This window comes from Streptomyces sp. NPDC057302 (assembly GCF_042667685.1).
In the GTDB taxonomy this organism is placed as follows: domain Bacteria; phylum Actinomycetota; class Actinomycetes; order Streptomycetales; family Streptomycetaceae; genus Streptomyces.
This window is the reverse complement of the sequence record NZ_JBHUZJ010000134.1, coordinates 1-13,141: the sequence shown is the minus strand read 5'-3', so window position 1 is coordinate 13,141 and position 13,141 is coordinate 1. Positions and strand designations below refer to the sequence as shown.

Annotated in this window: 12 protein-coding genes; 4 read left to right on the top strand and 8 right to left on the bottom strand. The window is 70.8% G+C overall.

The annotated features are described in order from the left end of the window. The 3 genes from ACFUPX_RS42700 to glgB all read left to right on the top strand — a co-directional run. Nucleotides 1-303 (top strand): alpha-glucosidase C-terminal domain-containing protein (locus ACFUPX_RS42700; RefSeq protein WP_383334903.1); only part of this gene is annotated, 303 nt, incomplete at its 5' end. A gap of 119 nt (nucleotides 304-422) precedes the next feature. Beyond that, nucleotides 423-1,847: a maltokinase gene (locus ACFUPX_RS42695; protein ID WP_383334901.1), complete on the top strand. Its 1,425-nt coding sequence runs from the start codon at nucleotides 423-425 to the stop codon at nucleotides 1,845-1,847. 25 nt (nucleotides 1,848-1,872) lie between these two features. Then, nucleotides 1,873-4,200, top strand: coding sequence for a 1,4-alpha-glucan branching enzyme (gene glgB / locus ACFUPX_RS42690; protein ID WP_383334899.1), 2,328 nt, complete (start codon nucleotides 1,873-1,875; stop codon nucleotides 4,198-4,200). Here the strand turns inward: glgB and ACFUPX_RS42685 are convergent. From ACFUPX_RS42685 to ACFUPX_RS42650, 8 genes are all read right to left on the bottom strand, one after another. After that, a complete protein-coding gene (locus ACFUPX_RS42685; RefSeq protein WP_383334897.1) occupies nucleotides 4,175-6,424 on the bottom strand; it encodes a HelD family protein in 2,250 nt (749 codons plus the stop codon). The two genes, glgB and ACFUPX_RS42685, sit on opposite strands and share 26 nt — an antisense overlap. A 162-nt stretch (nucleotides 6,425-6,586) precedes the next feature. Next, the gene (gene trxA / locus ACFUPX_RS42680; protein WP_383334905.1) at nucleotides 6,587-6,925 is read right to left on the bottom strand and encodes a thioredoxin; all 339 of its coding nucleotides are present in this window, start codon (nucleotides 6,923-6,925) and stop codon (nucleotides 6,587-6,589) included. A gap of 20 nt (nucleotides 6,926-6,945) precedes the next feature. Then, complete coding sequence (locus ACFUPX_RS42675; protein WP_383334895.1) at nucleotides 6,946-7,338, bottom strand: MerR family transcriptional regulator; 393 nt, start codon at nucleotides 7,336-7,338, stop codon at nucleotides 6,946-6,948. Nucleotides 7,339-7,385: 47 nt separating this feature from the next. Continuing rightward, on the bottom strand, nucleotides 7,386-8,351 hold the full coding sequence (locus ACFUPX_RS42670) for an NAD(P)-dependent oxidoreductase (RefSeq protein ID WP_383334893.1): 966 nt from the start codon (nucleotides 8,349-8,351) through the stop codon (nucleotides 7,386-7,388). Between the two features lie 138 nt (nucleotides 8,352-8,489). Next, nucleotides 8,490-9,401, bottom strand: a complete 912-nt coding sequence (locus tag ACFUPX_RS42665) for an SGNH/GDSL hydrolase family protein (protein ID WP_383334891.1) — start codon at nucleotides 9,399-9,401, stop codon at nucleotides 8,490-8,492. A 188-nt stretch (nucleotides 9,402-9,589) separates the two neighbouring features. Continuing rightward, a complete protein-coding gene (locus ACFUPX_RS42660; RefSeq protein WP_383334889.1) occupies nucleotides 9,590-10,096 on the bottom strand; it encodes an HIT family protein in 507 nt (168 codons plus the stop codon). Further along, nucleotides 10,093-10,305: a hypothetical protein gene (locus ACFUPX_RS42655; RefSeq protein WP_383334887.1), complete on the bottom strand. Its 213-nt coding sequence runs from the start codon at nucleotides 10,303-10,305 to the stop codon at nucleotides 10,093-10,095. Before ACFUPX_RS42655 ends, ACFUPX_RS42660 begins: the two co-directional genes overlap by 4 nt. Before the next feature lie 411 nt (nucleotides 10,306-10,716). After that, nucleotides 10,717-12,456 carry an MFS transporter gene (locus tag ACFUPX_RS42650; protein ID WP_383334885.1) on the bottom strand — a complete coding sequence of 580 codons (1,740 nt, stop codon included), beginning with the start codon at nucleotides 12,454-12,456 and terminating at the stop codon, nucleotides 10,717-10,719. A gap of 127 nt (nucleotides 12,457-12,583) precedes the next feature. On the opposite strand from ACFUPX_RS42650, the gene ACFUPX_RS42645 reads away from it, so the two are divergent. Further along, nucleotides 12,584-13,141 (top strand): TetR/AcrR family transcriptional regulator (locus ACFUPX_RS42645; protein WP_383334883.1); only part of this gene is annotated, 558 nt, incomplete at its 3' end.

Here is a 13,141-nt window from a genome sequence, read left to right as displayed (position 1 = left end):
AGGATGATCGAGATCCGCAAACAGAACCCCGCCTTCGGACTCGGCTCCTACACCGAACTGCCCTCGTCCAATCCGGCGGTGATCGCCTTCCTGCGCGAGTACAAGGACGACCTGGTGCTGTGCGTGCACAACTTCTCGCGGTTCGCGCAGCCCACCGAGCTGGACCTGCAGACCTTCAACGGCCGCCACCCGGTGGAACTGATCGGTGGGGTGCGCTTCCCGGCCATCGGCGAACTCCCCTACCTGCTGACACTGGCGGGACATGGGTTCTACTGGTTCCGGCTGCGCAGGGACGCGGCGTAGGCTCCACCCCTGCTACTCCTGTGCGGGGCGGTTTCCACCGCCCCGCCCTGGGCACTCTCCCGCACGACCGGCACTCCCGCACTCCTCCCTTGTCCGCACCGCGGAAAGGACGCGACGCCATGTCGGAAGCCGTCACCCGCCCGGGCATCACCACGGACGCGCTGCTCGCCTCGCTCGATCCGTTGCTGCGCGCGTGGCTGCCCCGGCAGCGCTGGTTCGCCGGCAAAGGCCGCCCCATCACCGACTTCATCCTGGTCGGCGTGACCGAACTGCTGCCGCCGACCGCGGAGTTGGGGCTGCTCCACCTGCTCGTACGGGTCCGGCAGCCGCTCCTGCCGGAACAGATCGGCGGCAGTGCGCCCTCGCCGCCCGCCGACTGCTACCAACTCCTCCTGGGAGTACGGCGCGAGCTGCCCACCCGGCTGGCGCCCGCGCTGATCGGGCATGTGACCCAGGGGCCTCTCGCCGGGTTCACGGTCTACGAAGCGCTGCACGACGCCCGCATGTCCACGTTTCTCCTTGAGGCGCTGCGGATGCAGGCCCGGGTCGGAAAGCTCCGCTTCGAGCGCGACCCGCGCAAGGACATAGGTGACGACCTCGCCCCGCGCGTGCTCGCCGCCGAGCAGTCCAACTCCTCGCTGGTGTACGGGGACACGTTCATCCTGAAGCTGTTCCGCCGCATCGTGCCCGGCGCCAACCCCGACCTGGAACTGCCCCTGATGCTGGCCCGCGAGGGCTGTGCGCAGGTGCCCGCGCCCGCCGCCTGGTTCCTGGGGGACGGAGTGGACGCGACGGACGAGGTGCACGTCCTCGGTGTGCTCCAGCCCTATCTGAAGGGCACGGCGGACGGCTGGGAGCTGGCCCTGCGGGAGCTCGCCGCGGGCCGGGACTTCAGCGGCGAGGCACGGGCGCTGGGCCGCGCGACGGCCGACGTGCACCTGGCGCTCGCCCGCGCGCTGCCCTCCGTCACGCTGGGCCGCGCCCAGGTGGAGCTGATCGCCCGGGGCATGGCGGACCGCCTGGACGCGGCGGCCAAGGCGGTGCCCGCCCTCCAGCCGTACGCCGCCGCCCTGCACACGACCTTCGAGGCGCTCGCCGACCTGGGCCGCGGCGAGGCCGACTGGACGGCCCAGCGCATCCACGGCGACCTGCACCTGGGGCAGTGCCTGCGCTCGCCCGCCGGGGAGTGGTCGCTCATCGACTTCGAGGGTGAGCCCTCGCGCGCGCTCTCCGAGCGCAGGATGCCGCAGCCGCCGGTGCGTGACGTGGCGGGCATGCTCCGGTCCTTCGACTACGCGGCGCGCTCGCACGATCCGTGGGCGCCGGACTGGGCGGGCGACTGCCGGGCCGCGTTCTGCACGGGATACGCGGAGGTCACCGGCCGCGATCCCCGCATGGACCCCGTGCTGCTGCGGGCCTACGAGACGGACAAGGCGGTCTACGAAGTCCTCTACGAGGCCCGCCACCGCCCCGACTGGCTGCCCGTCCCCCTCGCCGCGATCAAACGCCTCTCCACGAACGGCCCCGCCACCGAAGCCCACTGACCGCCGTCGCCGAGGAGGCGCCCCCGTGACCCCCCGCCCGCAGCCGCGCAAACCGTCCGACGATGCCAGCAAGAAGGGCAAGCGGAAGCCGGTGCCCGCCGTCCGGGCGCCGGAGCCCGAGCGTCCCCGGCAGAAACAGAGGAAGAGCGGCCGCCCCACGTCGCCCGTCCCCCTCGCCGACCGCGCCCGCCTCCTCGCGGGCACGCACCACGACCCGCACGGGGTGCTCGGCGCCCACGTCGTGCCCGAAGGCATCGCGTTCCGCGCGCTGCGGCCGTACGCGCTCTCCGTCGCCGTCGTCGCCAAGGACCTGCGGGCGCAGCTCCAGGACGACGGGGAGGGGTTCTTCTCCGGGGTGCTGCCGCTGCGGGAGATTCCCGACGACTACCGGCTGCACCTCACGTACGAGGACGCCGAGCTGGAGATCCACGACGCGTACCGCTTCCTGCCCGCGCTCGGCGAGCTCGATCTGCATCTGATCGGCGAGGGCCGGCACGAGCAGCTGTGGCACGCGCTCGGATCCCGCCCGATGGTGCACGAGGGGGCGACCGGGACGCGCTTCACGGTATGGGCGCCCAACGCCCTGGGCGTGCGCGTGGTGGGGAACTTCAACTTCTGGGACGGCACCGGATTCCCGCTGCGCTCGCTCGGCGGCACCGGCGTCTGGGAGCTGTTCGTGCCGTCGGTGGGCGAGGGCGAGCTCTACAAGTACGAGATCACCCGGCCCGACGGCTCGAAGACGCTGCGCGCCGACCCGCTCGCCCGGCGCACGGAGACCCCGCCCGCGAACTCCTCGGTCATACACGAGTCGCACCACGAGTGGCACGACGAGGAGTGGCTCACGCAGCGGGCGGAGCTGCCCGTCCACCAGGCACCGTTCTCCGCGTACGAGCTGCATCTGGCCTCCTGGCGGCCGGGTCTGACCTATCGTCAGCTGGCCGAGCAGCTGCCCGCGTACGTCGCCGATCTGGGGTTCACGCACGTCGAGCTGATGCCCGTGGCCGAGCACCCCTTCGGCGGCTCCTGGGGCTATCAGGTCACCGGGTTCTACGCGCCCACGGCCCGCCTCGGCACCCCCGACGACTTCAAGTTCCTCGTCGACGCCCTGCACCGGGCGGGGATCGGCGTCCTGATGGACTGGGTGCCCGCGCACTTCCCGCGCGACGACTGGGCGCTCGCCGAGTTCGACGGGCGCACGCTGTACGAGCACGAGGACCCCGACCGGGCCGCGCACCCCGACTGGGGCACCCTGGAGTTCGACTACGGCCGCAAGGAGGTCCGCAACTTCCTTGTCGCCAACGCCACTTACTGGTGCGAGGAGTTCCACATCGACGGCCTGCGCGTCGACGCCGTCGCCTCGATGCTGTACCTCGACTACTCGCGCGAGCACGGCGAATGGTCCCCGAACGTGCACGGGGGCCGCGAGAACCTCGACGCCGTGGCCTTCCTCCAGGAGATGAACGCCACCGTCTACCGCCGCGCCCCCGGCGTCGTCACCATCGCCGAGGAGTCCACGGCGTGGGACGGCGTGACCCGGTCGACGCACCACCAGGGTCCCGGCGGCTTCGGCGGGCTCGGCTTCGGTCTGAAGTGGAACATGGGGTGGATGCACGACTCGCTCGACTACGTGTCGAAGGAGCCCGTGCACCGCAAGTTCCACCACAACGAGATGACGTTCTCGATGGTGTACGCCTACAGCGAGAACTACGTCCTGCCGATCTCGCACGACGAGGTCGTGCACGGCAAGAAGTCCCTGGTGTCGAAGATGCCCGGCGACTGGTGGCAGCAGCGCGCCAACCACCGCGCCTACCTGGGCTTCATGTGGGCCCACCCCGGCAAGCAACTCCTCTTCATGGGACAGGAGTTCGCGCAGGGCGCCGAGTGGGCGGAGGGGCACGGACCCGACTGGTGGCTCCTTGATCCCGCGTACGGGGCGGAGGCCGACCACCGGGGCGTACGCGATCTCGTACGCGACCTGAACACCGTCTACCGCCGCGAGCCCTGCCTGTGGCAGCGCGACACCGACCCCGGCGGCTTCGCCTGGGTCGAGGGCGACGCGGCCGAGGACAACGTCTTCGCGTTCCTGCGCTACGGGGACGAGGAGACGGACGGCGCCCCGCTCCTGACCATCTCCAACTTCTCGCCCGTGGTGCGGCACGAGTACCGCCTGGGCGTGCCCGGCGAGTTCACCGCCTGGCACGAGGTCCTGAACACGGACGCGGCTCGCTACGGCGGCGGCGACGTCACCAACCCGGACCCGGTCAAGACCGAGCCGGTGGCGTCGCACGGCCGCCCCGCGTCCCTGCGCCTCACCCTGCCACCGCTGGCTACGGTGTGGCTGCGACCTGCTTGAGCGCCACCGGCAGCTCCTGCGCGTGCAGGATGCCGAGCCGCTGCGTGGCCCGGGTCAGGGCCACGTAGAGGTCACTCGTGCCGTAGCGGCCCGGCTCCACGACCAGGACCGTGTCGAACTCCAGGCCCTTCGCCTGACGCGGGTCGATCAGCACGACCGCCCGCGTCAGGTCCGGGGCCTCCCCGGCCGTCACACCGGGGAGCTTTCCGGCGAGCTCGTCGTGCAGCTCGCGAGGGGCGATCACCGCGAGGCGGCCGTCGTCCCGTGCTTCGGCCGCCACCGCGTCGGCCACGCCGGCGGCGAGATCGTCGCAGCGGCGCGCCCACGGCACCACGCCCGTGGACCGCACCGAGCTGGGCGGCCGGAAGTCGGGGTGCTCCACGCGCGGCACCTCGGCGGCCACGTCCATGATCTCCACCGGTGTGCGGTAGTTGACCCCGAGCCGGGTGTACTCCCAGCGGTCCTCGACGTACGGGGACAGGATCGTCTCCCAGGAGCCGCAGCCGCCGGCCTCCGCGGTCTGCGCGGGGTCGCCGACCAGCGTCATCGAGCGGGTCGGGCAGCGGCGCATCAGCAACCGCCAGGCCATGGCGGAGAGTTCCTGCGCCTCGTCCACGATGATGTGCCCGAACGCCCACGTCCGGTCCGCCGCCGCACGCTCGGCGGCGCTGCGGTAGTCGTCCTCCTCCTGGCGCTCGGCCATGCGCTCGGCGTCGATGATGTCGTGCGCGAGCAGGACCTCGGAGTCCTCGTCGTCCTTGTCCTCGAACTCGTACGTCCGTGAGGCGTACGAGACGTCCAGCACGCCCTGCGCGTAAGCGATCTGCTTGGCCCGCTCGGCCTCCGCCATCGCTTTGGCCGCGCTGTCGTCGTTGCCGAGCAGCTCGGCCGCCTCGTCGAGCAGCGGCACGTCGGCTGCCGTCCAGTCGCCGCCGCGCGGGCGCCGCACGGTCTCGGCGTCCCCGTCCGGCAGATACGGCGCCGGCTCCTCCAGGAAGTCCGTGAGGAACGCCTCCGGGGTGAGCTGCGGCCACAGCTCCTCGATGGCCGCGTGCACTTCGGGGCTCGCGGCGATCGCCTTGCCGAGCTGGGCGATGTCGTCGGGGCCCAGGAAGTTGGGGCCGCCGTACGGGTCGGCGCCGAGCCGCTCGGCGAGCTGCTCGGTGAGCATGTCGATGACGCGGAAGGCGAAGTGCGGGCGGCCGAGGTTGTGCGGGACGTCCGCTTCCCTGGCCGCCTCGCGTGCTTCGTGGGCGATCGTCCAGTCCAGGACGAGGTCGCCGTCGTCGTGCTCGATGATCACCGGGGCGCCGGGCTCGGGGGTCCGCTGCCGGTCGCGCAGGGCGGCGGCGAGCACGTCCGCCATCTCGGCGCGGCCCTTCACCTCGGTGGCTTCGGGGGTGTCGGTGCCGGTGGCGCTCACGCCGGGAAACAGCTCGCCGACCGTCGAGAGCAGCACGCCCGTCTCGCCGAGCGCGGGCAGGACCTCGCCGATGTAGCCGAGGAAGGCGGGGTTCGGGCCGACGATCAGGACCGCACGCTTGGCGAGCAGCTGGCGGTGGGCGTAGAGGAGGAAGGCGGCGCGGTGCAGCGCCACGACCGTCTTGCCGGTGCCGGGTCCGCCCTCGACGACGAGGACGCCGTGGTGCGGGGCGCGGATGATGCGGTCCTGCTCGGCCTGGATGGTCTGCACGATGTCGTGCATGCGCCCGGTGCGGGCCGAGTCGAGCGCGGCGAGCAGCACCTCGTCGGCGTCCGCGCCCTCGTGCCCGGTGCGGGTGGTGTCGCCGAGGTCGAGGATCTCGTCGTGCAGGGCCGTGACGTCGCGGCCCTCCGTGGTGATGTGCCTGCGCCTGCGCAGCCCCATCGGCGTATGACCGGTCGCGAGATAGAAGGGGCGTGCGACATCGGCACGCCAATCGATCACGAGTGGGGTGCGTTCGATGTCGGACGCGCGGATTCCGATGCGTCCGATGTGGTGATCACGGCCGTCGCGGAATTCCAGCCTCCCGAAGCAGAGGCCGTTCTCTCCCGCGTCGAAGGCGGCCAGCAGTCCGGACCGCTCGGCCACCAGGACGTCACGCTCAAGCCGGGCCTGCAGACCATTGCCGACCTGCGTCAACGATGCCCGCACGGCGGCTTCAGCCTCCTCGCGCAGCGCGTCGAGGCGCGCGTACAGCCCGGAGACGAATTGCTGCTCTTCCCGCAATTCCTCGGTTGACAATTCAGCCCCTCGCCAGTTACAGTGCTCTTATACAGATTCTCGCGATTCCGGTCTGCCCAAATGGGCATGGGGTCGCGAAAGGATCCAATATACGCGAAGAAATGCCCCGGACGTCAATTCGTCCGGGGCATTTCTCTTTCTCTGCCTATGGCCTGCGTACGGTCACAGCACCTCGGCCTCTGCGAGATCGGCGAGGAGCCTGCGCTTGGGCCGGGCGCCCACCATGGACTTCACCGGCTCGCCGCCCCGGAACACCAGCAGGGACGGCACCGAGAGGATGTTGTACGCGATCGCGGTCTGCGGACTGTGGTCCACGTCCACCTGCACGATCTTCAGCCGGTCCGCCTCCTCGCGCGCGATCTCACCGAGCACCGGCGCGAGCTGTCTGCACGGCCCGCACCACTCCGCTCCGAACTCCACGAGTACGGGAAGATCCGCCCCCAGCACCTCCCCCGCGAAGTCCGCGTCCGTCACCTCGGCCACACCGTCCGCCTTGACCATCCCCATGTCCGCTCTCCCTCTCAGCCCGTCAGCTCGCACTGCGGGTCCGGGCCCCCCGGAACCGCCGCCTCGGCGCGCACCAGCTGCGCACCGACCTGTTCGCGCACCGCACTCAACTCACTGATCAGCGAGTCGAGTTCACCGAGCTTGCGGCGATAGACATCGAGTGACGCGGGGCAGGAGTCCCCCGCCGGATGCCCCGACCGCAGACACTCCACGAACGGCCGCGTCTCCTCCAGATCGAACCCGAAGTCCTGCAAGGTCCTGATCTGCTCCAGGAGGCGTACGTCGTCCTCGTCGTAGCTGCGGTAGCCGTTGCCGCTGCGACGGGCGGGCAGCAGTCCCCGTGACTCGTAGTACCGAAGCGTCCGCGTGGTGGTGCCGGCCCGCTCCGCAAGTTCGCCGATGCGCATGCCTACGACGGTAATCCTTGACGTAGGCGTCAAGGCCAGCGTGCGGCTCAGAGGGAGTGGGCCCGAGCCTCCGGGGTGCGGATGGCCTCCGGAGTGCGGATGGCCTCGACGATGGCCGTCCAGCCGTCCGCGCCGTGCCCCTGGGCGATGGCCCGGTCCAGGACCGCCTTGATGCCGTTCAGGGCAGCCACGTCCAGACCCCGGTGCGCGGAGGCGTGGATGACGTGGTCGACGTTGGCGGCCTCCGTGACGAGCGGGGCCTGCTCGCCCGGATACTCGCCGGAGTCGACCTCGACCGCCGTCGACTCGATGGCCGCCGGGAAGATGGAGAGCAGGGCGCTCATGTAGGGCGCCAGCTCCGCCCCCTTCACGCCGTCCGCCCCGGCCAGCGCGAACGCGTGCACGAGACCGGACATGCTGGTCCAGAAGAAGTCGAGCAGCGCGTTGTCGTAGACGGCGGCGAGGCCGTGATCCTCACCGAGGTACACGGTGTTCCCGCCGAGCACCCTGAGCGTGCTCTCGTGCCGCTCGAACACGGCTCTCGGGCCGCTGTGGAAGAGCAGCGCGTCAGCGCTGCCGATCACCGTGACCGGCACCAGGATGGCGCCGTCCAGGTAGGCGATGCCCTCCCCGGCGGCCCAGGCGGCGGCCTCGCGCGAGCGCTCCGGGGTGTCCGACGTGAGGTTGACCAGGACGCGGCCCGACAGGTCCGCGGCGAGCGGGCCGAGCACGGCCCGCGAGACCTCGTAGTCGTAGAGGCAGACCACGACCACGTCCGAGGCGCGGACCGCCTCGGCGGCGGTGGCGGCGCGCACGGCGCCCGAGGCCACCAGGTCGTCGCCCTTGCCCGGCGTGCGGTTCCAGACGGTGGTGGGGTGACCGGCCTTGAGGAAGGCGCCGGCGAGGGCCTGCCCCATGGCGCCCAGGCCGAGGACAGTGACAGTGGCGTCAGCGGTGTCAGTGGTGTCAGTGGTGTCTGTCGAAAGGGAAGTATTGAGGCTCTGGTTCGTCATGACGACCATGCTTGGCGGACACGCGATTCCTCACAAGTACCGACTAATTAGTCAGCTACTGAGGAAAAGGTAAGCATGCAGGGGCAGTTGGGCCCCTGCAGCCGACCCCGACGACCAAGCGACCAGGCGACCAGACGATCAGCCGAGCTTCAGTACGCCGATGGCCTGATCGGCCATCCCCTTCTCACCCAGGGCGTTCGGGTGGACCGGGACGAAGTTCGTGCCGAACAGGACGGGCTCGATCCAGCGGGTGCCCGGCGCCTTGCAGGCGTCGTGTCCCTCCGAGGCCGCGGCCATGTCGACGAACGTGGCGCCCGTCTCGGAGGCGGCGCGCCGCACGGCATCGTTCAAGTGGGTCTGCAGATCGCGGAGGTAGGGGACGTCTCCGGTGGCGATCGGCATCTTGGCGAAGCAGGAGGGGTCGGCCTTGGCCGGCACGATCCACGGGTAGCCGAGGATGCCGACGCGGGCGTGCGGGGCCTTGGCCTTGATCGCTCGCAGGGCGGTCTTCAGCGCCGGGTACGTATTGGCGTCGATCTCCTTGGTGAACTTGTCCCCGTTGGCGTCCTTGCAGGGGCTGCCCTTGCCGCCGGAGAGCACACCGGCGGAGCCGCAGGCGAGGATCGCGCCGATGAAGGTGTTGTTGTCGTTGCCGCCGATGGTCAGCGTCACGACGTCGGTGTCCGCGTCGACGGCGTCGAGCTGCGGGGCGACACCGGGGTACTGCGACCCCGCGAAGTCCTTGGTCTGGGCTCCGCCGCAGGTCACGTCGGTGAGCTTGGCACCGGTGCGCTTGGCCACTACGTGCGGGTAGTTGGCCGTCGAGCGTGCGCAGAGGAGCGGCGCGGTCAGGTCGAGGGGCAGGACTCCGGACCCGGCGCTGTAACTGTCGCCGAGTGCCACGTAGTCGAGCGGGTCACCGCCGGTCGCCTGGGCGGGGGCGGCGAGGCCGAGGGTGGCGGTTCCGACGGCGGCGAGTGCGGCCGCCAGGCGCAGGGTGCGGGTGCGGGGGGTACGGGAGGTGCCGGGGGTGCGGGTGCGGATCGCCATCTGGAGACTCCTTTGAATCCGATGGGGGGTTCGGTCCCGGGGAGGAGCGGGCACGCCGCAGGCGCCAACAGCCGTGCTGGGCAAGGGAGTTGGGGCAGGCTTCAGCGGCTTTTGGCGGAGTTCGGTGGTACAACGCTGAAGTTACTGGCAGGTTTGAATAACAGTCAACGGTTTGCGCACGCGCCCACCTAGATGGCGGAATCCTCATCCAGCGCACGCCGCATCCGCGCGCAGAATTCCTCCACGGCCCCCGGCTCCGGCTCCGTGCCCTCGGCGAACATCGCCAGTTGGAGGGCGGGTCCGTACGCGTCGCCGTGCCGGTCGATGTCGGCGGTACGGGCGGGCTGCACGACGAAGTGGATATGACCGGGCACGCGCCCGGCGTGCGACCAGAGACAGACGTAGACCTGCTCGCACTCACCGCCGACCGCCGCGCGCAGAGCGGAGGTCACCCGGGCCAGCAGGGGCCCGAGCCCCGCGCTCTCCCCCGCACTCATCTCGTGTACGCCGGTGATGTGCCGCAGCGGTTTGACGACGAGGGTGCCGATGCCGAGGGGGCCTACGCAGTGCTCGACGGTCCAGTGCGTGGTGCGGAGCAGGGTGCCGCCGGGGAGGGGGCGGGTGCCGGCTGCGAGGGCGCAGGCGACGCAGCCGCTGTCACTGTCGCCGTCGCCGCCGCCGGTCGCCGATGTCACTTGTCCGCGCGGTACAACCGGAGTTCACGGTTCACGAAGAGGTGGACGTAGCCGCATCGCCAGCAGATGAGGCCGGTGGCCGACTCGTTCGCCCAGGCCAGGTTCATGAACTCCATGCCGGAGCTGTTGAGCTTGACCTCTCTGTCGCGGAACAGGTCCCCCTTGCAGACCTGGCAGTTGATCCACATCTCCCCAACAGCAGCACGCATGGGCTTGGCCCCCATGATCCGCCCCCTCTCCCCCGTGTTTCTGACCACGAGGCTACCGCCCACCGCTCCGCCGCCCCGCCGCCCCGCCGCCCCGCCGCCCCGCGGGAGGCTATCGCCCACCACCCCGCCGCCCAACCGCTCCGCCGCTTCGCGGCGGATCTTTCCCACCCACCCACCCGATTACCCTGCGGCGAACGTAGCTGTTCCTACATCTGAAGCCACCTACGGGGTGAACGGGTGGGTGGGTGGGGGCAATCCGCCGCGAAGCGGCGGCCCAGGCAGGAACGGCGCCGCACCCGGCAATCCGCCGGGAAATGGCGGCGCGGTCAGAAACGGCGCCGCACCTGACAATCCGCCGCGAAGCGGCGGCACAGCCAGAAACGCCGCCGCACCCGAAGAACCCGCCCCCAACTACCGCCGCCCCGCGGCCTCCGCCGCCTCCGCGGACCGAGTGGACTCCCCGGCTTCCGAAGCCCCCGCGCCCCCCGCTTCCGAAGCCCCGGCGGCACCCGCACCAGCCACCACCCGACCCCCCTTCCCCCGCCCCGGCAACAGCAAAGCAACCACCACAGTCCCCACCCCAAGAATCACCGCACCGATCAAACTGGTATGGGCCACCGCGCCAGAAAACGCCGAGCCGACAGCATCAGCCATCTGGTGCGCGCCCCCGGCGAGCTCCTGTGCCTGCGCCTTGAGTTGCGCCGCCTCCTGGGGCGACGAAGCCTTCGCCGCCTTCTCCGTGAGCGCGCGTGCCTGCTCGGCGATGCCCTGCGCCACGCCGTTGCCCGCGCCCACCGAGTCCTGGGCCGTGTCGAGCGCGGAGGCGGGAAGCTTGCTGCCCGCAGTCTCGTCGGCCAGCTTGGACGAGTACGAACCGGCGAGGACCGAGCCGAGGACCGCGATCCCCAGCGAACCGCCCAGCTCCAGCGAGGTGTCGTTCACCGCGCCGCCCACGCCCAGCTCCGACTCGGGGAACGCGCCCATGATGACGTCCGTGCAGGGCGAGACCGCGAAGCCCAGGGACAGGCCGAGGATGACCAGCGGTGCCACGAAGTCGGCGTACGTGGAGCCCGATTCGATCTGCGTGAGCAGGGCGAGCGCCACCGTGCCGCCGACCATGCCCGCCACCACCATGACCTTGCCGCCGATGCGCGGCGCGAGGATCCCGGTGACCGCGGAGCCCACGAAGACCGCGCCGGCCAGTGGCAGCATGCGGACGCCGGTCTGCAGCGGGTCGTACGCGAGGACGAACTGGAGGTGCTGGGTCAGGTAGTAGAAGGCGCCGAACACCGCGAGGAAGAAGAGCGCCACGGCGAGGTTCGAGCCCGCGAAGCCGCGCTGGGTGAACTTGCGTACGTCCAGGACCGGGCGCGGGTGCTTCAGCTCCCAGACGACGAAGGCGATCAGGCCGAGGCCCGCCACCACCGCCGCGGAGATCGCGCGGACGCCCCAGCCGAAGTGCGGACCGTCGATGATCATGAAGATCAGGGAGCCCACCCAGACGACCGAGAGCAGGCCGCCCACGTAGTCGATCCGGCCGTGCCGCGCCGCCTTGGAGGGCGGTACGAGGACGAACGCGCCGATGATCGCGAGGACCGCCACCGGGATGTTGATGAGGAACGTCGAGTGCCAGCCGTTGTCCCGCAGGAGCGCGCCCGCGATCAGCGGGCCCGCCGCGATGGCGATGCCGGACGTGGCCGCCCAGATAGTGATCGCCTTGGCCCGTTCCGCGCGCGGGAAGGTCGCGGCGAGGAGCGAGAGCGTCGCGGGCATGATCAGCGCCGCGCCCACACCCATGACGGCACGGACCACGATGACCGCCGTCGAGCTGTCCACCAGCGCGCCCGCCCCCGCGCCGACGGACATGATCAGCAGGCCGAGCACCAGCGCGCCCCTGCGGCTGTACTTGTCGCCGATCGCGCCGAGCAGCAGCATCAGCGCGGCGTACGGGACGGTGTAGGCGTCGATGACCCACTGAAGATCGGAGCTGGAGAGGCCGAGGTCCATGGTCATGTCGGGCGCGGCCACCGTCAGCGCGGTGTTCGCCATCACGGCGATCAGCAGGCTCAGGCAGAGCACGCCGAGGGCCCACCAGCGGCGGGCGTACGGCCGGTCCATCCGTTCGACCGGTTCCTTGATCAGCAGAGACATCTGGATTTCACCCATCCCGTATTGCACAAGCTTGTGTAACTACACACTGCTGTGCAACATACCCGATATTGCACAGCAGTGTGCAAGTGGGTGAACGGGGGTGCGCGCGAGTGGGCAGAATGGGGCCATGAACCCCCGCCCCGCGAGCAGCGTCCGAGCCGACGCCAACCGCCGCCGCATCCTCGACGTCGCCGTCGCCGAGGTGCTGCGCGACCCCGACGCGTCCATGGACCAGATCGCGCGCGCCGCGGGCGTGGTGCGACGGACCGTGTACGGGCACTTCCCCAGCCGGGACGCGCTGATCGACGCGATCGTGGAGCGGGCCGTCGAGGCGGTGGAGAGCGCGCACACCGCGGGCCGCGAGGGCATCGACGACCCCGCCGAGGCGGTCGCCGGTTCGCTGCTCGCCGTCTGGGACGTCGCCGACCGCTACCGCCTGCTGCTGACGCTCTCCCATCGGAGCGTCACGATGGGCAGCATCCGCGAACGGCTCGGCAGCGTCCACGAGTCCGGCATGGAGACGCTGCAACGCGGCCTGGACGAGGGCACGTTCGTGTCGCCGCTGCCCACGCGGGCGCTCGGCTACGTACTCGAAGGGATCCTGTTCGCCGTGATGGAGGCCGTCAACGACGGTGTCGTACCGGCCGAAAAGGCGGGCAGGTCCGCCGCGATCACGTTTCTGACC